Below are 23,281 nucleotides of genomic sequence, written 5' to 3' on the forward strand. Positions count from 1 at the left end.
AAAGAAAGCTAAAGGCAGGTGCTGAAATAAGCGCAAAGATTGAATCACTGCGTTTTATGCTTAATAGATACAGCTAGTGCCAAAGACACACCTAACACTGGAAAGCATTAGCTAACAGTTCTGATTTTAGTTACCAATTTGAAATACGCTAATTATTGTTGCAGAACTATGTTGTTTTTAAAGGAATCCGTACGAATACTATTTATACCTTCATATATCGCGATAACTTTTCCAGCGTCTTTGTACTGTGGTTTTCCGCTAATTAGCACAGTTGGGGTAGCGAGTATTTTAATGGATGCGCTTTGCTCATTAGAGCTAATGTCCGGTGTAAGCTTTTCGATTTCGATGTCAATTAGAACATTTGATGATAGTCCTGTAAGATCTTTCCCTTTTGACGTTCCGTGATAAAGGATAAGCTTCCAACGCTGGGAGCCTGAATGCAGAATAGCATCGTTAATGGGAATGCTTGTGTTTACCGTGCCGTCGGCATCTCCAAAATATTGCTCCACCGGCACGTCGTTGATCAGTAGTTCAAAATTGCTGGCACCGATCTGGATATTTGCCCGGTATTCAACAGCCTGGTTTTTAAACTGCACATGTTTATAAAGGTTCTTAATCTGATCCTTTTCGTGTTTATTTTGAGCGTGACAAATTGAAAATACTATTGCCATTATCGAAATCATTATTCCTTTGATCATAATGCTGCTTGTTATGTCAATCTTTGTCGATTTAGCTTTATAGCAACTAAAAATTGACAGATCGCATCAGTCGCAATAAATGTGCCGGAACCAACAATAGGTGGTGAAATTAAATAGTGGCTAGTCCTAAAAATACGATACAGGATTAGAGAATAAAAAAAGCTGTCTCTTTTAAGGAGACAACCAGCATTTGTATCTGTAATACAAATGCTGGTTAATCGCAGACAGCCGGAGTAGTATCTTTTACGTAGCAATTCGGAGAGGTATTGGTACCTCCGCAACAGTTTGTTGCTGGGCAAATGTTGACAGAGGGTTGGCATTGGCGGTTAGCGGGCACCCCGTAACGTAGGGCAGCTTGCGGTATAGATACAACCACAGGGGAAGACTAACAGGACAAGTATCCGTTAAACAACAATTTCCCACATCCGAATTTTTATGCCCGATTAGACTGTTAACTGAATTTCTGGTGCGGGATTCGAACATTTATAAGGCTAGGAAAGTTAAAATGAAGGCGTTGATTGGACTACTTACTTTTCAGTGTCATTTTTTGAACATATTTAATTGATTATTTATAGTTTAAGAATAATAGACATGTCTTATGCACTAATCAATATTCTATCGTTCAAGACTTTCTTCCTTTATTGCCACCAACACATTTACGCCATCAAGGTTCTGTTCTTCTACTAAAACATATGTACCTGGTAGAAATTCCCAAGTTTCATCTTCTGGGTCATAAATTTCAAAACCTTGTACTTCATAAATATTGTTCTCAATTTCTATTGCTTGAACAGGTCTATAAACCTTAGTCCCTTCTTCTAACAACTGTATATAAATATTTTTCTTCATATGGTTTAATATATAAATCCGGGTCCTCCTACATGTAGAAGTTCCCTTGTTAAGTTATCAATAACTACTGACTGTCCGGTTGTTGGATGCACATATCTTGTTGCTGAATTGGCTTTGTTTACCATATTTACAGCATCAAAACTTTTACCCTTCTTTACGGCTTCCGTAATTTGTTCAGCTGTCCAACCTCTCTTAGATAATTGTCCCGCCCATTTGGCTTCCGATTTGAATGCACCATAAACCCACCTACTTCCTCTCTTAGCAGCTTTAGTACCCCTAGCTCCTCTCGTCGCCAACCGCGCCACCGTCCTGCCTGCTTTCATCTGGCTGAGGCTGGGTACCAGTATGCCCGCCGCGCTAAGACCGGCCCCAACATAATCACCCTGGTATATCGAGAACCCGGCGCTTGCAGCATCAGCGATCTGGCTCAGTACCGGGACCTCCGTCGCTGCAATTGCATCACACATGGCGCCCATTGACTGCGCATCGGAAGGCATCGGCATCAAGCCCATTTCTGCGGCCCGCTTGTAAGCGTCCATATTAGGCTCCTGTGCAGTCTCTATTTCAGAAAGATCGACACGCCCATCGCCAACAGGAGCGTCAACATTCGGCATTGCGGCATCGGCCACCTTGCCGGATGCATTTCCGCTGGACCCGCCATTGCTGCGCGGGGAATGCCTTGTATACCTGCCGGAGCCGTTGCCTATGGCGCCACGTGCCCAGATCGGTGGCGCACCAATATACCCACCGGAAAACCCTTCGTGCGGTACGATCCTATTCTTATGACTCTTTCCGCCAACCACAACATTATCCAACCAGTAACCGTAGTTCATATATAGATCCCACAGGAGCTTACTAACAAAGTTGCCATCTACCAGCCCATACGGATCGGTGCGGCTAACCGGATTATTGGACATTGCGGCATAAGGACTCTTGATATCGCTTAAGCCCGCCAGCGGGTCAATGCTGTTAAAGCGGCCGATCTGCGCATCGTACTGGCGGAAGTCAAAATCCATCGTATTCAGCCCCAGCTCGGTCTGGTTGGCGTTACCTTGGTAACGGTGCCGGTTATCCTTAAAGCCCGAGGCAGCCATACCGATATTACCCATAGGCAAGCCGTGTGGATAATAATGGGTTTCTTCCTTCAGCTTCCCGCGCGTAAAGCGGAGCACCATCTGATCAAAGAACACATCAATCGTACTAAAGCCATTCAGGTAGACCGCCAGGTAGCCATTGGCAGGTATTACCAGCGGTTCCGTCGTGCCTATCTCGCTCCAGGTACCATTCCCGTTCGCCTGAAAAGCCCCGCTGAAGCTGCTGACGATCTGCATATTCTCACTGAAGAGAACATAATTGAGGTAAGCTTTCGGACGGCTGGGATTGGTCGTACTATTTACAATATTAGTAAACTGCGCGTAATTATTGCCGTTAAATACTTGGTTAACCAGTTGGGGATTGTGGCTTTCGCTGCCACCCAAACCGCCTACGCCGGCGGTCAGGGTACTGAGGATACTCCCGAGCATAACAGATGCGTTGACCGGCGCATCTGCTCCCGGGTTATAGCCCTCGTAGAAGCTGTTGACCATCATTTCCACTTTATCGCCGGCCATCACCCGCATAAGCAGCGCCGTTCCTACCCGATGATCAGCCTGCGAGCCATTCACCCTCCCAGCCTGCCGGTTCTCCACGTCCGTACTGGAAGGGTTTGCCTCGGAAATTTCCACGTGATGATCGAAGTAAAGGCTTTCCAGTCCTGCACTTGCTACTTCGTAGGTTCCCAGGTATTCTAGTATCGGGTACATATACACATCCACCACGCTGCGTATATTGCCCAAATGATCTTTTACAAAGAACTCTTCCTTGTTGGTGCCCGCCATATTATCATAAACTGTTCTTCCTACCGGTGTGTAGGAATACTGCAAGGTGTCGTCGCGGTACACCTGGTTCCCGATATAAGACAGCTTGTTCACCTTCCCGTTTACCACATCATTAATGATCTCGTATATGCGGCTGCCTTCAGCATCATAGGAGTATTGGATCTTATTCCCATTGCTGAAAGCAACAGAAACCGGCTTATTGAAATGGTTGTATATTATGGTATCGACTTTTTTGTTCTTGTCTTTCGAGAGATTACCGTTAGCGTCATAGGTATAATCGTTGGTGCCGCTGTTGTTATTGACAAAGTCGCCGAGCGCGTAGTTATAGGTTACTGTATCTTCCACACGCAAAAGCCGGTTGCTGTTAGCCTCATATACATAATTCAGCCGGTCCATATCAACCGGTACTATGGAGCTGCCACCAGATGGAATGCCCATGCCGCGCTGCTTCATGGATTTTATATTACCGTTTGCATCATAGGCAAGGTTCGACACGGAATAATCGGTCCAGGTACTAGCCCAGGCACCGGATGGATAAGTAGTATTTACCTCCCATTTACGGTAATCAGCGGCCTTTAATCTGCCGCTATGGTCGTAGTTATAACCATAAGCCATAGCGTTGCCTGAAGCCCCCCGCCAGATCATACCAGTAATGTTACCATCCAGCTTGCGCTTGCTGAATCCGTAATCATATTTAAGCGATTGCCCGAAGCTGCGGCTTTCTCCACCTTTATTGCCGGTTTCGGCATAAATGGCGTTGATACCCGTCAGCTGTCCGCGGATGTTATAGGAAAGGTCCTGAACCTCTCCGTAATTGCCGAGCACCTGCCGTTTTTCATTGCCGAGCTCATCATAGTCATGGATAGAGAGTATCTGCCAGCCGCCATCATCTACCTTGTGGCTTTGTTTGAGCAGCCTGCCGGTACCGGTTTCGTATTCAAAGCTATTCAGCTCACTATGTGTACTAGCCCCCTGAGCATTGAGCTGGTTAATCGAAGTATGTTTCGCCAGCAGGAGCCGGTTGCCGAAATCAAATTGTGCGCTGACAAAATTCGCCCTGCGGTATACCGTTTGGCTTTCGCTGGCCAGTTTATGAAAGGAAGCTACACCGATCTGCCTGCCTTTATCATCATAATAATAAACTGTTTGCGTCCAGTCGCCGATACCGGCCGGCGCGTCGGCAGAACGCAGTATCCGTTGCTTGCTACCCGTGACCATTCCGTGTGTACGGAGGCTGCGGACCGGGATCTCAGCACCCGGAACAGACAGCAGATCGGCTGAAAAACCCTGTGTGCTCAGCCAGAGGTTATAGATATAATTATTGTTGTCCAGCGTCTTTGCATAGCTATCATAATAGGTATAGCTCATGATGGTATTACCCGTCACGGTTGTTTCGCCGGGCACAATGCCTTCCCCAGCATCGGACGCCAGGTAATACAGAATGTTGGACGCGGTAAGGCCGCCTGGTGGGGCGTCGATGCTGGCCTGCCAGGCATCACGGGATTGCGTGGAATTCAACAGCGAGGTAGCGATCATACGGTCCGATTTATCATAATACATGATTTCCCATTGGCCCGCTGCTTTCTCTGTAGGTGTCTGCCGCATCACAATACGTTTATAGCGATCATAAACGTAATACTGGAAATCACCCTGGCCCGGTTTCCGGTAAGCGCTCATCCGACCTTTTGTATCGTATTGGTACTGGAAGCAGAGACTGTTGAGAATGGCGTCGCTTATAGTTGTAGCGCTGGTTCCTATGGCTTCCGCCGCATTGGGCGGAATAATGTACCGGAGCCGTCCGGCTTCATCATAGACATAAAACTTTTTTGATATAGTAAACGTGACTGAGGGCACTACACCGACCATGTCGGTTACAATCTGCTTGTAGACCAGTCGCCCGCTTTTATCCGTATATCCTTCGCTGATATGGCCTTCCTCATCCGTTACCATGTTACCGAACAGCTCATTGATCTTATAATAACCGGGTGAAGCGGGCTTTTTCGAAGCATTTAGTTTCCAGATACGGATTGTGCTGGCTTCGTTGGCTTTCAGCAGGGAAGTTGTTCCCTCGTCCTGGCCGATAAAGCTTTTACCCGGCGCCAGGTGCTTTTCGCCGCGCTTTGTTGCAGAGGATACATTGACTACGCCACTATAGGCTGTATATCCTTCACCGGGATAGAGCGAGGCATAATAAGACTTTTGCTCGGAAAATGGCGATACCGTAAAGCCGGCAGTATTGGCGTAGGGCAGGTATTCATATTGCTTTCCCGCCAGGCTCCGGTTATCGTAAGGGATTACCAGGTTCTTCTTGCCACTGCTGTTGAAATTTCGGACAATGGTCTGGATACCCTCACCTGCGCCGTTGAAATAGGTAGTGGACATACCAACATCGGATACAGCGCTGCTTTCCGTAATGCTGGCTTCATTGTCTATTGGAATGAAAGGAATGAACGTCCGGACGTAGTTATTATTATCATCCCCGAAAAGATTGTAGCCCGGGTGCACCGGTAGTTCCGTCGCTGCACCTGCAGGGGCCGTCTCTGATAGTACCGGCAGGTTCTGGGCATGAATACTTGACAATCCCAGGCAGGCCACAGCCAATAAAAAGCTATTTATATAAAATTTCATTGTTATTGTTTTTGATAGGAAATTAATAGAGCTCACCACCGATTTTATAGTACTTTGTCTTCCTGACAATTTTTCCTTCCTGGTCCCGTTCAACGACAAGATTTCCCAGCTTATCATATTCAAAATAGACTACCCGGCCGCTGACGTCTGTTTTTGAGCCGGCGCCAAAGAGCGGCTCATAGGTGCTGGATTCCATCACAGCCTCTGCAGGATGCAGCCGGACCTCATCAAGATAGATCGTTGTGGTAATCGGGTCAAGCCTGACCTTTCCTGCAGCCGATGGCGTAAAACGATAAATGTATTGCTTCCACAATCCTTTCGTGTAAGCGACTGCTGGTGTTGTAAGCAAAGTAGTCCCTATGTAGACTTTAGGTACGCCGCCTCTCGCCCAAAGGGACAGCAGGTACTCTTTGCCGGCGGCCAGGTTATTGACGCCGAGAATATAGCTATGGTCCAGGCTTCCCCCAGTTGGTGGAGGCGTCATCTGGTATATATATCTGCCGGTAACGCTGTTGAGCGTAGAGGAGGAAGATATATCCAACACTTTTCCTGAATTCATGTCCCAATTACCACGATTAGTGTAAGCGGTATTTGCACCATAGAAATCCTCGAAGCTGGAATAGGCTATGTCCTGGTACCTACAGTTCGCCTCGGCGAGCTTATCGCCAGAAGTAAGGTCCCAAACGGCACTCTGGTATTTGTTTTGGCCCAGGAACTGGGTCTCCAGCGCATTGCCCTTATCATCGAACAGCGTGGTGGTATTGGTACGTTGGACAAAGGGAACGGCAGCGGTCGTATTATTTATATCAATGATCTTCTTATACGGATGTGCTGCGGGGCCGCTGGCCGACAGACCGGTATAATCCGTATACGTGATCGGCAGGTCCGTTAGCAGATCATTTTCACTCTTTCTGAAAAGCTTGGTACCGCTGTATTGAAAGCCGGTAATACTGGCATTTACAAGGGTATTGGAGTAAGGTTTTGTGCCTGTGTTGTCTTCGTCCCAATATTCGACAGAAACAAGCTCTTCCAGATTGTTTTCGGTCATTTTATAGATTGCCGTACCCGGGAAGGTGGAAACATGTGTAGAGCCCGGACCATCCACATCATAGTTATATATCAGCTTTGTTGTTCTTTTTTCGCCCTCGCTGTTTTTTGCAACGGAAGTTTTCGGGTTGTTCCTTTCGTCATACGCGATCCATACGGTGTCCGTAATGAAACGGGTATCAGAAGCATACTTTAAGGTAACGGTACGTGTAAGATTAGCTATTCCCGTATAAGGAGTGTAAACGTCGGTGAATATTTTTTTGTTAGGGTAGTATGGCGGCATTCCCATGGCTATCGGCGGAATTACTGAGGTGCCCGCGCTCACTTTTACCCTTTTGGTATTGGATACGTAGGAACTGGCTGAAAGGTCCACTGCCGAAAAAGTATAAGTGTTGATTACCTTCGAGACAATCTTATCATTATTGTCGTAACTGGTGATCTCACGCGGCAGGCCGATCTCCCAGTCTTTTATATACTGTTTCTGGGTGTAAGGGTATTCATAAAATTGCTTGCTTCCCGAAACCCGATAGTACCTGGGCGTAGATGTTGTAGGATCAGATATGTTGGTAAACAGCATTTCCCGCCGGGAAAGCAGCTCATTTGCCCCGTTGTACTCCCGTACATTGACCGTAGAATAACCATGATTGGAACCGTTGATCAGGTCATGGGGAGTCAGGAACATACTTTGGTAAACTACTTTTTGGGGGGTAGTCGCCGTACCGGTTGTAAAATACGTCGGGTAGTGAAAATATCCGCCAGGGGTGAATAGTTTTCCATCAGCATAAGATATCCTGATCCTCTTTAAATGATTGGGTTTCTCGTAATAATCTGCTTCTACTATGCTATCCACACGAACGGCATAGCGGTCGTCGGTCCCACGATAATTTTCAGCCGTAGGAAGACCCGTTAATACCTTCACTGCTTCGTTATCGCCATAATAAAAGGTAGCAGTGCCACCGTATTCGTTCGTTATCTTTTTCAGGAGTGACGCCTGCGCTCTCCAGTGGACCGGGAATCGGGATAAGCCATAGTTTGGGAGACCGGTTTCCCAATTGTGGGCTGGAATGGTGATCTTATTGCCGGAGGCTTCTAACGGCGCAGCAATTGAATCGCCGTTATAATAGCCGAATAGGTCTTTACCGCCATTTAGCCTGTCCGGAAGTGTATATTCTGTATTATACCCAAAAGAATAATAGGTTTTGCCATCGGTCATACCACAACCCAGCTTATCAAGCCGGTCAAGTTGAAACCGCTTGTTAAAAGTAGAATGCACAAACCGGTAAATGATGCAATTGGGACCCGAGTTGTGGGATATCTCCCTTAGCATAGCATGCTGTGCTTCATTCTTATTGGTAGCATGGTAGTAAAAATTTACTGATTCGTTATTGGGATATACGATGTCGGTCAGCGGGTAATAGGTTCCCTGGTACATCTCATCTTCAAGGCCAAGGTATGATGCACCTGCGCTGATCTCTGCTGCGCTGTAATTTCTGTATAGTTTAAAGAGGGAGGATTGGTATTCTCCGTAGTTGTATGTGATCTCGCTGCCATCGGCGAAGAGAATTCTTTTGATCACCCACTGATCAATCTGTTTTGCATTGACCAGCTCATCGTAATCACCATCCCAGTACGTATTATCAAAATAACGTTTCCCCTGGAACTCGCCTACGATGAAAAAATACTGGTTTCCTACCTCATCTGTCACTTTAAATTCCAAAGTGTTTGGTGCATCGTCTACACCACTGACCTGGGTGGTAATCTTAGAAATCGCTGTCGTTCCGAGCATAGGCTGGATCTTTATATTCTGGTGGGGGTGCGTAAATATCTTACCATCTTTGCCGAGGTTAAATGTAACAGACTGTCCGCCTATAGAAAGGATGAAGTCATCACATTCGCCATCCCTATATACATTAGTCCGGGCAGTCTCCGCCGTTGTCTCGCCATAAACAGCCAGCTTTCCCTTAACATATTTATGTGGGTTATAAATACCGATTTCGGTGGAGCCAGGGTACAAAGAATCGGGATGAAATCCCGGATAAACTCGAAAAGTATAATTTATCTCATCCGGGATATCCTTAACGATTCGTTGGATTGAAGGCCCTGTATTTAAAACCCAATGCAGGCCCGCAATTGAGGATATTTCATCAACGGGGATGCCACGTGTATTGTAGTTCATGGACACGCCAAAATTCATCTGGTCTTTTACAAAGCTGTAGAAGGGCACAGAAATATTGACAGTACCGTCAAAATAGTTGGTACTGTAGGCTGTGCCGATACCGTAGCTCGTCGCAGTTGCTCCAGGGATCATAGCCTGGTCGGGTTTACCGCCTTCCTGTGCATTGATTTGATGCACGAGGTGGCATAGCATAAGGAGTATAGCCAGTTTCATAGATGTTTTCTTCATAGGAATGTATGTGTTGTTTACTGTTATTTACTCTCTCCCAGTCATTCTGGCGTACGTCTCCTTGGCTGCTGTCACAAAAAATAATAAGGTAGCAAGGCGGTGTCGCTCCATTAGCTATTAATCCTGTAGCGCTTTATCAGGTCGCTCCAGGTTCTGGTAAAACAGACCTGGTGCTTTCATTTCCCGCTTATATGACGCCGTACTACCATTGACAGTCAGCATAGGCTTGGGAGCTGAGATGTATTTCTGCAAAAATCATCAGGCGTTCAGTAGAGCCATGGACGCCAGGCCTAACCTCGCCATTTGCTTCTTTCGGTTTATCTTTTCTGTGATAGGGAAGGAGTTTTATGAGGCCATCTCTTACTCAGAATATCATTTCGTGATAGATATTTACTTACCCGGATCTCACGTTCTTTCCAAGGGTACAACCATTGCCTTCTTAAAAAAGGTTATGTTTGTTCTCACCAACAGTGTAAGTCTGTTTTTCTCTCGTAAGTGAAATATTACCTTTCCTGGATGAAATACTGCCATCAATACGCTCTTACAATGGCCTTGCTCCTTAATGGATTTATAGAATGCAAGTGTTTATGTATTTTTTGCTGTGTCCAGCTTTTTCCTTCGGCGGTACATTGCGTACCTTAGTTTATCTTGCTTTTGACCTCCTTCGCCTTTCTACTTACATCGTTACATCTTTTCTAAAGCTGCAATACATAACGGGGAAAGCTCATGTCCGGCTTATTTCTGCTATTGTTTAGATTGGCTGCTGATAAAAATTAGCTGTAAGGTTGCGGAAGGGGATCCGATTCAAAAGAAAATGTATCTCTGGCCGGACATGAACTGCCGGTAAGTAAAACATGATATCTGATAAGGATAAACCCTACATTCCATACTTAGCAACACAATATCAGACGGATTGACATATGTGCCAATTTTCTTCACCTGCATCAAAAATAGAATAGCTGTAGAATAGAAGCATAGTAAGAATGCGACATCTTTTTAGGTACCGCGTTCAAAGAGGTTTACCAATTTTAAGGAAGCGGGAAGATCGTTGTTGATATAAGAAGGGGTATGTCCTGCAAAGTGCTGGAAATCGTGTATGAGATGCATCTGATCATGATAGCCAAATTCATGCGCTATCTTTATCCAGGGTGTTTGTGGGTGACCCTCCTTGTACATGTAGGCTTTGGAGAAACGAATAAGCCTTGCAAATAGTTTTGGGGACATGCCCAATCCCTCAATGGATTTTCGTTCAAATTGACGCTTGCTTAAACAGCTTAAGGCAGCAGTCTTCTCGATACTGAGGTTACCATGGTGCTTAACCATTTCGTTTATGGCGTGGTCAAATGGACGTATTTCTTTCGCTTTGGACAAGCGCCTTAATAAGAATTGCACCAAGATAGTGGCCATGATCTCAGGCTGCCGGCTATCTTTTAGTCGCCTTTCTATGACTGCAATTTCAGGTCCGAAAATCAGCGATGCTTCTATCTCTTTATTTACAAGCTCGCCTATTGAAACGCCGGTTAGGCGTTGCAGACCGCCAGCACAAAAACAGACCGCCGCCGTTAGTGTGCCTTTGCCGAAGTCAAGATAAGTCTCCGTCAATTGAGGACCAACTACAAAGCTCGACGTAAGCGCGCTAAACGGGTCATTGAGCTTTTTCTTAACACTAATCAAATCGCCCTCAATGTAAAAGCATAGCCGAATCTGAGCAGACCATGGGTAATGATAGGTGGATGGTAGACCCGATCCTGCAAAGTCCGCATTCATGATGCCGATTGAACTTACGATTGTTTTGAGTGCGAAATGAGGTTTGAAAAAAAACTGTTGCATAGATCCTGTACGAAACAATCAATTTTGAAATGCTTTCCTTATGCAATTTATGTATAAAATATAAAAGCAAAAGCGATCTGCAGTGCATATGCTTTCGATTTAAACTCATAGCTAACGTTAAAGGGATTCTTAGCAAAACAATCAACTGAAGAATTCAACAAGCTGATGGTACAGTTACAAAGGCATATTTTCATTTTTTTAATAGCTTTTCTAGATATTAAGGTTAGCAATATCCTGAATGACGGACTCGCGGCTTTGGTTGGAAGGTAAGGCTGGACAATGTGTATAGCTATAATGCGCAGCGGATGGATTACCAATTATCTTACGGTTACCGCGGCAACATGCAATTTATAGCAGCGATGAGACTGGATACGGCACTACACCGCAGAGCACAGCTTATGGGCTAAATATCACCAATCAACTGGCAACTGTATTTAACGGTACGCCGTTGAGAATGCCAGTGAACAGCAACCTGACCGTTATGGGGTCGAAGTTATGCGGCGCACCAACCGTTAACGGCAAATGTCAGTACGCGATCAGGTTCTTCTACAATGGTGCGGCCAAGATCTATAACTCCGTGATCTCTTCCTGGAACGAGCGCGGCATGATCCTGGATGGACCAACCTCGGTGTGGTTCAAAAAACAGTAAAATATGAAAAAGAAAAGTTCAGACCAGAAAAAGCTCGACTTAAACAAGAAAGAGATTGTTTTATTAAACAATCAGGTTAGGATCGTAGGTGGCGCCACCTTGCCGCCAACGCTCTGCGGTTATGTTAGCGCAACATGTATTGAGATATGCATTACGCAAACTGGCACGACGTGCTAAGATGCGAACTTGCGAATAAAGAGCCACCCGAAGGTGGCTTGACCCGGTCTGTTTCAAGACAGTTTTAGGGGAGTGAACCGACACGGTAGCCAAACTTACTTCGCTACTGGTCTTAGTAAACAAAGAACAGTTATCGCAGTAAAGTAAGATTTCCCTGGTAATGCTCGGGATGTACCCCATCGATCTCGACATCGATCAGGTAGATATAGACCCCTTCCGGTTGCGGACTGTTATTGAATTTGCCATCCCATCCTCTGCCATTGACCGCCGTTGTCTCGAATACGATCTGTCCCCAGCGGTTGAAGAGCTGCATTTTGAACCGGGTCACTTTTCGTGACAAAAGCTGCCGCGAAAAGAAATAGTCATTGACGCCGTCATTGTTCGGGGTAAAGGCATTGGGAATATCGATATAACAGTCTTTATGTACGTTCATCGTTTCTGTGGTGCTGCAGCCCAGCGGGCCGGCGCTGATAGTCAGGCTGTAAGTGCCGGGATGTACGAGCTTGATGCGGGAGGCCGTATCCCCATTGCTCCAGAAACAATGATAAATGCCTTCCGGCGGCGGTTGAAGGTTCTGGAGAAAAATGGGTGCGCCATTGAGGCAAAGGCCGGTATCGGGCCCGAGATCGACCAGAGGTAATGGATAAACATATATAGAATCGGTGTAGGCAGTAGCAGGGCAGGCGCGGAAGCGGGTGCTTAGCTGCACCGGATATACGCCCTCCCGGTCGTATGCATGTTGCGTTGCACTTACGGCCGCCATAAAGCCGTTGCCGTCACCGAAATGCCATTCGAGGCTCATTGCAGAGCTATCCGTATACGGATTAAAATAAATGGTTTCTCCGGTGCAGATACTATCTCTGTCTTTCAAAAAATTCCCGGTGAACAAAGAATCCACTTCAATATCTCGATAAGCCGTATCGAAGCAGGGATAAGGCGTGCGCGCCATCAGCCTGACGGTATAGCGGCCGGGCTGTGGATAGGTATGATGGGGATTTTCTATACCAGGACCGGTACTCCATCCATCGCCGAAAGTCCATTGCCAGGAATCGAAGGCCGGACCGGAAATATTGGTAAAGGAAACGCTATCACCCATACAGATCACGCTATCGGATACGGAAAACAGCGCATCATAGAGCGGTAAGGGTACAGGTATCGTTAAGGTAGTATCGCAACCGTCTGCTGTGGTTATGCGCAACGTGTACACTGCACCGCCGGTGATCTGGGATAAGGTGTCTCCGTGTCCGGTCGGTACGGGTCCGCGCAGGGTATCTCCCGCTGCATTCCGCCACAGGTAGGTATAGATGGCGGTATCACCGGCCGTGGACAGGGCGCGTATCCTGCCATTGGTCTGGTCCCGGCATCCGGCGTCGGTAAGCAGTGCAGGCAAGGTGTAGGTGGCCTGCAGGCGGAAGGTGTCAGTGTGCCAGGCACAGGGTGCGGTGCGGTAGCTGATCCAGTATTGGCCAGGTACATTGGTCGTGAGTACAGGACCCGTAATGCCGTTGCTCCACTGGTAATCCCATCCTGACAGGTTACTGGCCTGTAGCGTCGTTATGTCTGCAAAGCAAGGCATCTTGAGCTGGATGATGGTCAGCACGGTATCTTTTATAATCACTGGCACCGGATTGGGCAGTCCTCCCGTGGCGTTAGTTGAGTCGGCAAGGGTAAGGAAGGCTGGTTGGTGCTGAGCCGCAACGCCTGTCAGGTTGGGCGATGCAAAGCGGCCTATGGTGGTGCCGTTACTAGCATAATAGACTTTACCATCGGGGCCGGTCTTCAGCTGTGAAAAGAAGTTGAAGGGATAATGGGTTAATGCTGCTGCAATGGCCGCCGGCGTGCCGGCATTAAGATCGTATTGGAACAGGAAACTTCCCGGACCGAGATTAGTTGAGCCGTAAAGCTTGGAGTTATCGGGTGAAAAACAGAGGCCATACACACCCAGTGATGTGGGTGATAGCGGCAGCTCGTTGGAAAGCTGGCCGGTTAAAGGGTCGAAGTCAAACACAAATAAGTTATTATCCGGTGTGATGGCGCTGATAGCGACCCTTCTCCGGCCCGGAGCAACAGCCATGGTGCCGGGAGCGCCCAGGAAAGCGTTTTGACTGCAGGCTGAAAGGACCGGTGTCGTGTTGATGCCGGATTCCGATATTTCATAGGCCTTTACATAGATGCCGGCAGCTCTTGTCAGCAGCCATACATTACAACGGTCTCCGCAGACTGCTGTCATTTTTTCGGTCAGCATCGAGTCCAGCAAAATGCCTTTCTGCCCGGCGACAATATCACCCAGCCCTCCGTTCAGACTCATATCCACCACGCTGTAGTAAAGCCTTCCGGCGTAGTTACCAAATTCTGCGGCGGTTAAGGAGAACAGGTAATATTTACCCGGAACACCGGGAATGGGTATGAATACTTACGGTTCTTCAGTGATGCAGCGGGGCATGGCCTGTAGCATCAGTGTGGTGAACTATTTGTCCGACACAGCGGAAACGATTACCAGCAATGGCATAGCGATGAGCGGCAGTGGCGGCGTGTGGGCGAACGGCAGCGGCAGCTGGACGCTCCAGGATACCTTTAAAACGAATGGCAGTATAGTATCCGATTTCACCCTGCAGCAGGGCACGCTCAACACCGAGGCGGCGCCGAAACCTGGTTCTGAATGGCCTTTTCCAATTGTAGTAAGCGCTTTAGTGGTGGATTGAACGGATGGCTCAGATTAAAAGTCGCTTCTGCTCCTTTAATTTCAACTGTTATTAAACCTTCGGAGGTATTGAATTCGCTTTTAATTCAGCGGCATATGCTACTCTTTCACAACGTCCTGCAAGTTGCTTCATCTTGTAATTTTTTGATTTAACATTGCAATCTGGTTATTTTACAAGAGGGTGATAAATATGTTAAGGACGAAAAATTCGTAGTAAATAAATTAGTATTAAATCCCGTTGATTTTGATATTGAAAATTATCAAATTTAAAAGAAAAATGTAACCTTAAAATAAGAATTGATGTTAGTATATTTTGGTGATTTTTTGTACGATTCGCTTTTGGAAGCGCAAGAAGACTTTGGCACAATTGAGGAAGTAGATAGTGATGGTAATTTAGGCGTCAAAATGGATTTGCCGGCGCTTACAAGACTAGACACAGTGCACAAAGGCATAGAAGAATTTTACAGAAAACGGAATAACGGTTGGGAAAAAAGCTGGGAAAAAGCAAAAAATGGAAATATAGGCGGTTACATGAGATTAACTGAAACTAAGTATTTGTTTGCAGAAGATAACGGTATATATGGAGAGGGAGATGAGGAAGATCTTAAATATTTTCGCCCACTTGATTATCCATCACCAGAAACCTATGTGGGTTTTATAATAAAACCGGACATTATATACAAGTCGCTCTATTATATGAGTGTAAGTAATTACGAATTGAATAATTTGGATTTGGATTATAATGGTTATACCCAAATGGCATTTGAGGCTCGTATATTTAATCATTGGCAACTTGTTTTATTATACTATATGGATGGCACTGGTATTGGTTCGGTAGAAACGGAAACTTTTAAAACAGAGATGCCCAAAATTTTTCCGGGCTGGACTTGGGAAAATTTCATTGCCAAATTTGAAAGTTTTCGTCTTTCTAATAAAAAATAAATAATTTCAAAAAAAGACAAAAAGCGGAACCTTTTAAGTAAGGCTCCGCTTTTTTTTATAGCATCTTTTTCGATTGATCTGCAATGTCAGCCCAATAATAGCCGGTGACTGGTGCCGATACTGTAACCATAGCATGCCAAACAGAGACCCGTAACACTGGTTTTGGTATATGATGATGAAGATGGCACCACACTTGTCAATTTAGTTCACACGTTTATCGCTTGCGGCACACATTTGATCATTAGCACTAGGCGTAGACCCGCTCATGCGTTAATATTGATATGTCTTAATTCAATTACAACGTTTTTTTATGTTTTAAAGTAACAGCTACCCCAAAGAAGCAGCTGGTTGTGCTTTTGGACATGAAGGGAAGCTAGATCTTCTTCCGGAAATACTTTTATTATTCACCAATTAAAATTGCTTTATGAAAAAGAAAAAGATTGATCTTAGTAAAAAATTATTTCTGAACAAAGAAATGCTGGTAGCATTGAATGACCTCGCAAGCCAGAAGGTTATTGGCGGTACCAATGTTTCCTGTAATGGGGAGCCTTGCTTTACACCCGGAGCCGGTAGCTGTCCGGCAACCAATTGCGGCGCTACGAATGCAATTACGGGTTGCCCTCCCTTTGTCTGCAATACGGCCGCCGGGTGTCAAGGTACTAACTGATATCCGTAGCAAAGTATGAACCGGCGTTAAAGCCTCAAATGTTGCTTGCGCTTACTATTCACTTTACATTTATTGAAACCCAGTTAATAAACCAGGAAAAAATGAAAAAGAAAACCTTAAGCCTGAACAGGCTGACACTGAACAAAGCAACGATCACTCCTTTGGCGGGCAAAGAACAAATGGGCGTTCGCGGCGGTGAAACTGCTGCTGCCGATACCTGCATCTCCAGTCTACCATTTACCATGGTTAATTGTCCGGTGACTTTAAAACCGATGACGCAACCCTGCGGTACGCAAGGCTGTGGCGGCACAAGCGCCTAAAAGCATATATGCTACGGTGGCAAACGGGAAGCCTGGCATAACAAACCTATGCCTGCCCCTGCGTCAATGAAGCAATAGTATAAACAGGCCGTTCCAAATTCAGGAACGGCCTGTTTGCTTTTTATATTTCTATGCTTCTGAAGTATTAGGCATACTGCAAGATAGCACTGCTTTCTGTATGGTTCTTATATAAGTGATACCAGTGATCATTGGCCTCTCCCGGCGTCTGCGATCCGGATGCGTCGTCCGGGGCGGGGCATGGAAATTCCTATATTTGACCGGAAAATCGAAAGATCGCTTTACTTAATAAACACAAACATGGCAGTTTGGATTTATGCTTACGGGGCCAATGGCCTGCTTTCTGAAAATAACAACGACAATCAAAAGTATATAGACGTTCTGAATACTGTCCCCTTAGACGAAGTTACTTTCCTGGACAGTATCAGGCCGCGTACTCCACCGGGCGAGCACACCCGGAAACATTACGAGGAACACAGGGAGCAATTGGATCGTTGGCTGGAATCGTTGACGGCAGCAGACTACAATGCCTACCTGGACTCCATTAAATACCCCCGCATAGAAAAAGCAAAGCTTGTCGACTATTTCATTGCGGATGCGATAAGAAGGGAGCAGGAAGATCTTGATCGCTTTAATGCGGCCTATGCATTGAGCAGAGATGGACGGGCAAAATCAACATGGGAACCGGAGGGTGAGCGACATTTCATTAACCGGGTTCATGAATTCGGTAACCGTGATGGCTTGCGGCTGAACCTGATCAATGATCTGGTCAGGATTACAGGCTCATCTGATATCTTTTCCCATTTTGGGACCTTTCTTCATGATATATCGCCTGCAACGAAAGAATTCTATCATGATTATTTCAAACGTGTTTTGCGTGCTTTTAAGAGTGATTTTATTCTATATACCCATGAATGGACAGGGCTCGACGATGAAGACAATGAGGCCTTCGATCTGGCTGAGCTCAAAGAATCGTCGAACTGGGAAGTAACCAGCAGCGATACGATACATACCATGAAGGATTTTTACTACGAAGGGCTTTAGGGCCTGATCAGGAACTATGATGGCAAGAGGTCCGGCATATACCGTTAGCCACCACAAGAGCCGGTTCTTTCTCCGGCTCTTGTGATGTATCTATCTGGCGTATGTATTTTGCTGCACATAGTCTCTACGGTCGCTTATCCTGAATCTGCGCAGGCGGGCACTATTACCCCAAGGGGCCGGCTCAGCATATATCAACAGAATACACACATTGAGGCCCGAGCAGGGTGTCGCAATTGGCTTTAGTAAGTAATTGACAGTGCTGAAGACAGGTATCGTCAAACACGGTCTTGGGAGGAGGACACTGGCATAGCGAATTATCTGTTTGTCCGCCACTTACTTCACCTTGCCGGTGAAGCGACATGATAGCTTCTTTGCTGAACCGTAATCTGGACAGGCCGATTGCTTTTTTCTTCATTGGATATTGCTTTTAGTAAGCTTGCAATTTACCCGGCAGCCCCCGGCCTCTCCTAGTCGCTTTTAATAAGTGCGTGCGGTGACTTGGTAAGTGTGCCCTGCAAAGCGACCCATTATTCCATCTTGTCATCGCAATATTTGGGTCGTAACCGAATAAAAGGGATCAGTGCTATCCCTGCGGTTATTGAAGCTTTCTGCGGCATATGCAGTAACCGGAACAACCGATAGCGCTATCTTTCTTTGAGAAAGAACTAGGCGGCTTAGCGATCTTTCCTCAATTTTGTAGTATGAATCACAACACTATGGATGCGGTGGTCCAGGTACGGAAGGGTAAAGTAGCGCAGGCATTTGAGATGAGGAAAGTACCGGTGCCGCAGCCCGCCGCTCATGAGGTATTGATACGGGTAGAGGCCTTTGGACTAAATTATGCCGATGGTATGGCGATAAAGGGTCAATACCGCGACGCTCCTCCCTTACCTTGTGTATTGGGATACGATGTTTGCGGAACAGTGGCAGACAAAGGTTCGGCGGTAACGGACATTGCCATCGGCGATCGCGTTACCGCGATGACCCGCTTCGGCGGCTATGCACAATATGCCGTTACGGATCAGCGTGCTGTTGTGCGGATAGATGCCGCTACCTCGCTGACAGATGCACTAGCATTGGCCACACAAGCCGCAACTGCCTGGTACTGCACAAGAGAGGCTTGCACGGTATACCCGGGCGAGCGGGTGATCGTTACAGCAGCTGCCGGCGGCGTAGGATCACTGATCGTACAGCTTTGTAAGCTGCAGCATGCAAAAGTCTACGGTATTGTCAGCACAGAGAAGAAGGAAGTAATTGCCCGGTCCCTGGGCGCCGATGCCACCCTGAACCGGAGCAAAGGCGATGTGTTTGCGCAATACGAGCAGCTGGAAGGCTCTAAAGCAATTGATGTTATGTTCGATTCGGCTGGTGGTTCCTATATCCGGAAGGCGATGCGTAGCCTGGCGCCTGGCGGCCGCCTTGTTGGCTATGGCGGCGCGCAGGGCAACGATGCCGGCAATATTTTCAAACTGGTTTCCTTTGCGCTTTCTTTTGGTTTCTTTCATCCCGCACCCTTCCTGCTCAACAGCCGGTCATTCACGGGAGTCAATATGCTGCGGCTGGCCGATCATAAGTCCGGGCTCGTGCAGCATTGCCTGGCAAAGGCCTCGCAACTGTTCCGCGAAGGCTTACTGCGGCCCCTGCCGGGGAAAGTATATCCGGTGACCGACCTGGTGGCCGCACATAACGACCTGATGAGCGGTAAGGTACCCGGTAAGATCGCCATAACCTGGTAGCTTTTTACAATAATGGTAAATTCAGACTACAGGTATAGCATTATTTCCATTTTAGGAGTATATATAAAGTGGGCGACCGGGATTATTTTTTTGAAACGCTCACTTTAACTTTGTAGCTACCGTCATTGTCCGATGGATCCGTATCGTTGACAATAAGATTTAATCGGCCACTTTGTTGTGCAATAATAGTTCCCTTGCTTCCAACCAATATCCAGGGCGCCACATCGCCGACTCTGGCCATGAGCGCTCCGTAATTTACATCTGACTTGTAAGTCCAAAGCCTGCTCCACTGGATGCCATCAGGACCAGATGAACCAGAAAAGCTACCCAAAACGATTGCGCCTGTCGCAATAATGGAAATGTGATCTCCCTTTTTTACGGTTATATTTGTCGCGTTGGTATAGGAGGTTACTTCTATATAGTCACCTACTTTTTGGGCTATATTATCATCTGTGCTATTGTCAATGTTAGTTGTGCCAGATGTTTTTACAGCGGTAACATTGTTGGCAACGTACTGTCCAAGATACTGACGGTGACCAAAAGTATTATTAAAAGCAGGCGAGATGTCGACATACTCTATGAATTGATCAGGTGCAACAGAGGTCGAAATATCTGAATATTCAGTTTTATCTCTTGACCAAGAATAATTGTTATGAAGGCCTTTCAGAAAAACGGTGGTATTGCATTTATTCTGCCAGGCATCCACTTCTGTTGAGCCTTCTTCCGGGTCATACCGTATGTCAACATTTCCTCTTTCATCAACGATTTCTTTTTTTACCCCATAGGTAAACCTTCTCTCCGCAACTGTTTTAATAAGGCAGTCACAAGGTTTAAATTTTGCGAAGGCAAGGGTCTGATATCTTTTAATAGCAGCGAGAGACAGATTTTCAGCTCCTGATAGTCTTACTAAACCATCGTCATTTTTGGCTAATGTGGCTCCCTTTTCTCCATTATCGTACAGGGCAGCGTAATAGGCCCCATTAGCATTTTTATAGGTAGCAGGCCCATTCAACTTTCCGTTTTTGAAATAACCTTCAATCTGGTACCTGACCTCATATCCTCCATTATTGCTGATCCCGATCCCGTATCCATTTACACAATCTCCGGATACGCACGTAAAATTAATACCCTGTGTAGCGGCTGTCTTCCATATAGACGATTCTGTCATTAAGGGCTTTGCATTATTGAAAAGCGCCCAAAGCTTATCTATATCTGAAACTTCCTGAGCATACCCTCGTTGCAGGCAACAAAGGATTAATAGAGTTATGGTCGATAGGTGCTTGTGGAACATAGGTTTATGTTTTGGGATCTAAATTATGGAAAACTGCAAAAGATAATGTATTCGGAATATTAAATTGATATTTTCCTTAAATAAAAACAAAAGCCGCCTCATACTGGAGGCGGCCTTTAGAGACTGGTTCAAGATTCTACTGCTTTACTAGCCGGGTCCTGTATGATTGTTCTGCCACTTGCAGCTCTACAATATAGACTCCCGGCAGCAGGGCGCTGATATCGAAGGTCAGCTGCGTACCATTCAAGTTACCTTGTTGCAACACTTCCCGGCCGGGCATATCCAGAATACGGCAAATGGCATGATGGAACGGCGTATTGGAGAATAGGGTTACTTTATCTTTTGCCGGGTTCGGCGCCAGGGTTAAGGTGCCTGGTTCAGCCACATCTTTAATAGACATGCCTGTGACCTGGAGGCAGACGGAGGTATCCCGGCAAGCGCCTTTCGTGAGCACAACGGCATAGCTGCCATTCTGCAACGCCGTATAGCTTTGCTGGGTTGCCCCGGCTATCGGTTGCTGTTGATTGCAATTGATCCATTGATACGTAGCGCCTGCCTGGGCAGCGCCGAGCACATTCCCTGCGAGGCTTACAGAGCGGTCAAGGGCATCCAGGTGTAGAGTGAGCACAACGCTGCTGTCGCATCCGGCGGCGTTGGTAAAGGTTTGTGTATAGGTCCCGCTTTGTGTATAGGTGGTCCCGTTAAGCCGGAAGCTGTCGCAGGCGGCGATGGTGAGCGCAGTAGTAATAGGGCTGCAGTTGTTCAGCTTCAATACAAAGACATTGTTGCTGACTGCAGTAAGGTTGAATGTACCCGGACCCGGATCGAAATCGGCAGTGCCGGAAAATTCACTGACAATGTGAATGCTGTTGTCCAGCGGACTAAGCGCTATATCCTCACCATTAATCCCGATGCTGACGCCTGCGCCGCTGACATTCGTTGCCCATACAAAGCGGCCCGCCGAATCCAGCTTGGACAGAAACAACGCGCTTGATGACACAGGCGTCATGGTATAAGTACCGGTATCCGAGGGGTCGAAATCGGCCGGCCCGCCAAAGACGCCTATCGTGTATACATTGCCGGACTCATCGGTGGTAATGCCATATCCGATATCGGAATAGATGCTTCCCATTCCTTTTGCCCAGGCCAATTGACCGCTGCTATCCAGCTTGCAAACGAATATATCCGCATCATTCGCTCCGGTTAAGGTAGAGACCAGATTCGCGGTTCCCGTACCCGGATCAAAATCGACTGTATCCGAGAAACTGCCGGTGATATAAGTATTGCCTCCGGCATCGGCTGCCAATGCAAAGGGCATCGTACTGCTGCTATGTATATTGGCTGGTACGCCCAGTTTCCTGGCCCAGATATAATTACCGCCGGGGTCAAGTTTTGACACGAACATATTGGTGGTTGGCCAGCTGTACGGACCGGGAGCTGTGGTCATATTTTCGATGCCGGCTCCTGGATCAAAGTCGGCTGTTCCCGCAAAGGCGCCCAGGGTATAAATATTACCATCGACATCTGTTCTTATACCTTTAGCGATGGTTTGATCGGTGCCGCCGATTCTTTTCGCCCATACATAATCGCCTCCATTGTTCAGCTTGGTAATAAACACATCGCCCACGCTGCTGCTGGCTGTGAGATTAGCTACCGCGGCGCCGGGATTAAAGTCTGCTGTACCTCTGAAGGTCCCGGTTACCAGCACATCGCCCGTGCCGGTCAGGGCAATCCCGGTGCTGGCATCGCTTTTGTCGCCTCCAAGTTGCCTGGCCCATATAAATCCTCCTGTGGCATCCAGTTTTACTACGAAAACGTCGGTAGTGTAAAGGTCTCCCGAAGTATTGAGGGTATGGGTGCCCGGCCCCGGATCAAAATCGACCGTACCCGGCGTGCCGAATGAACCGAAATTGCCGCTGATATAAATATTGCCCGAAGCGTCGAGAACTATATCGCTGGGTTCCGATAGCACATCGGCGTTACTGGCTTCAAATTGCCGTACCCATTCAAAGCCGCCCGCGGCATTCAGCTTCAGCAAGAACGCGTCCGATCCGGACGAGGTCAGGTTATGCACGCCGGTCCCCGGATCAAAGTCGGTAATATAGCTGAAACGACCGGCTATATAAACGTTTCCGGAAGCATCTACGGCGGTAGCGCTGGCAGCATCGTATCCGTCACTGGTCAGATGTTTTGCCCATGACAGGTTTTGCGCCTGTATGGAACCCGCACAACAACATATCCCGAGGCCCAGGAGCATTTTTTTTACAGGAGGTAATAGACTTTTTTTCATCGTAATCTTTTTATAATTAAAAAATGGATTGTCTTGTTATGTAGTGATCGTGCGGATACAGGAAGGTTGGCATCCTGGAGCTTACCGAAACAGGAAAAACAATGTTCCATAGCCGG

The 23,281-nt window shown here is 46.8% G+C and carries 17 protein-coding genes; 8 read left to right on the plus strand and 9 right to left on the minus strand.

The window, feature by feature from the left end:
- Positions 1-152: 152 nt before the first annotated feature.
- The 5 genes from DZK30_RS24175 to DZK30_RS24200 form a co-directional block, all read right to left on the minus strand.
- Complete coding sequence (locus tag DZK30_RS24175) at positions 153-698, minus strand: hypothetical protein (protein WP_162903422.1); 546 nt, start codon at positions 696-698, stop codon at positions 153-155.
- A gap of 615 nt (positions 699-1,313) precedes the next feature.
- Positions 1,314-1,544: a hypothetical protein gene (locus DZK30_RS24180; RefSeq protein WP_205529559.1), complete on the minus strand. Its 231-nt coding sequence runs from the start codon at positions 1,542-1,544 to the stop codon at positions 1,314-1,316.
- Positions 1,545-1,549: 5 nt separating this feature from the next.
- Complete coding sequence (locus tag DZK30_RS24185; protein WP_162903423.1) at positions 1,550-6,049, minus strand: DUF6443 domain-containing protein; 4,500 nt, start codon at positions 6,047-6,049, stop codon at positions 1,550-1,552.
- Positions 6,050-6,071: 22 nt separating this feature from the next.
- A complete protein-coding gene (locus DZK30_RS24190; RefSeq protein ID WP_118976775.1) occupies positions 6,072-9,500 on the minus strand; it encodes a hypothetical protein in 3,429 nt (1,142 codons plus the stop codon).
- 996 nt (positions 9,501-10,496) lie between these two features.
- A complete protein-coding gene (locus tag DZK30_RS24200; protein ID WP_118976777.1) occupies positions 10,497-11,330 on the minus strand; it encodes a helix-turn-helix domain-containing protein in 834 nt (277 codons plus the stop codon).
- Positions 11,331-11,811: 481 nt separating this feature from the next.
- Between DZK30_RS24200 and DZK30_RS24205 the strand changes: the two genes are divergently transcribed.
- Positions 11,812-11,979: a hypothetical protein gene (locus DZK30_RS24205; RefSeq protein WP_162903424.1), complete on the plus strand. Its 168-nt coding sequence runs from the start codon at positions 11,812-11,814 to the stop codon at positions 11,977-11,979.
- A gap of 3 nt (positions 11,980-11,982) precedes the next feature.
- Entirely contained in the window at positions 11,983-12,156 is a 174-nt protein-coding gene (locus DZK30_RS26160) for a hypothetical protein (protein ID WP_162903425.1), read from the plus strand.
- A gap of 130 nt (positions 12,157-12,286) precedes the next feature.
- Here the strand turns inward: DZK30_RS26160 and DZK30_RS24210 are convergent, their stop codons facing one another.
- Entirely contained in the window at positions 12,287-14,464 is a 2,178-nt protein-coding gene (locus tag DZK30_RS24210; protein ID WP_118976779.1) for a PKD domain-containing protein, read from the minus strand.
- Positions 14,465-14,561: 97 nt separating this feature from the next.
- Between DZK30_RS24210 and DZK30_RS24215 the strand changes: the two genes are divergently transcribed.
- The 5 genes from DZK30_RS24215 to DZK30_RS24235 all read left to right on the plus strand — a co-directional run bounded on the left by DZK30_RS24215 (position 14,562) and on the right by DZK30_RS24235 (position 17,848).
- A complete protein-coding gene (locus DZK30_RS24215) occupies positions 14,562-14,858 on the plus strand; it encodes a hypothetical protein (protein WP_162903426.1) in 297 nt (98 codons plus the stop codon).
- 299 nt (positions 14,859-15,157) lie between these two features.
- Entirely contained in the window at positions 15,158-15,799 is a 642-nt protein-coding gene (locus DZK30_RS24220) for a hypothetical protein (protein ID WP_118976781.1), read from the plus strand.
- Positions 15,800-16,223: 424 nt separating this feature from the next.
- Positions 16,224-16,466 (plus strand): class I lanthipeptide, encoded by a 243-nt coding sequence (locus tag DZK30_RS24225; protein WP_118976782.1) that lies wholly within the window; start codon positions 16,224-16,226, stop codon positions 16,464-16,466.
- A 101-nt stretch (positions 16,467-16,567) separates the two neighbouring features.
- The gene (locus DZK30_RS24230; RefSeq protein ID WP_118976783.1) at positions 16,568-16,786 is read left to right on the plus strand and encodes a class I lanthipeptide; all 219 of its coding nucleotides are present in this window, start codon (positions 16,568-16,570) and stop codon (positions 16,784-16,786) included.
- A 318-nt stretch (positions 16,787-17,104) separates the two neighbouring features.
- On the plus strand, positions 17,105-17,848 hold the full coding sequence (locus DZK30_RS24235) for a hypothetical protein (RefSeq protein ID WP_118976784.1): 744 nt from the start codon (positions 17,105-17,107) through the stop codon (positions 17,846-17,848).
- A 181-nt stretch (positions 17,849-18,029) separates the two neighbouring features.
- Here the strand turns inward: DZK30_RS24235 and DZK30_RS26165 are convergent, their stop codons facing one another.
- A complete protein-coding gene (locus DZK30_RS26165) occupies positions 18,030-18,263 on the minus strand; it encodes a hypothetical protein (protein WP_162903427.1) in 234 nt (77 codons plus the stop codon).
- Between the two features lie 286 nt (positions 18,264-18,549).
- On the opposite strand from DZK30_RS26165, the gene DZK30_RS24240 reads away from it, so the two are divergent.
- A complete protein-coding gene (locus DZK30_RS24240; protein WP_118976785.1) occupies positions 18,550-19,584 on the plus strand; it encodes a quinone oxidoreductase family protein in 1,035 nt (344 codons plus the stop codon).
- Between the two features lie 82 nt (positions 19,585-19,666).
- On the opposite strand, the gene DZK30_RS24245 is transcribed toward DZK30_RS24240, so the two are convergent.
- Both DZK30_RS24245 and DZK30_RS24250 read right to left on the minus strand, forming a co-directional pair.
- A complete protein-coding gene (locus DZK30_RS24245) occupies positions 19,667-20,875 on the minus strand; it encodes a hypothetical protein (protein ID WP_118976786.1) in 1,209 nt (402 codons plus the stop codon).
- A gap of 136 nt (positions 20,876-21,011) precedes the next feature.
- Positions 21,012-23,165, minus strand: a complete 2,154-nt coding sequence (locus DZK30_RS24250; protein ID WP_118976787.1) for an SBBP repeat-containing protein — start codon at positions 23,163-23,165, stop codon at positions 21,012-21,014.
- Between the last annotated feature and the right edge of the window lie 116 nt (positions 23,166-23,281).

This window comes from Taibaiella koreensis (assembly GCF_003545715.1).
GTDB classification, from domain to species: domain Bacteria; phylum Bacteroidota; class Bacteroidia; order Chitinophagales; family Chitinophagaceae; genus Taibaiella; species Taibaiella koreensis.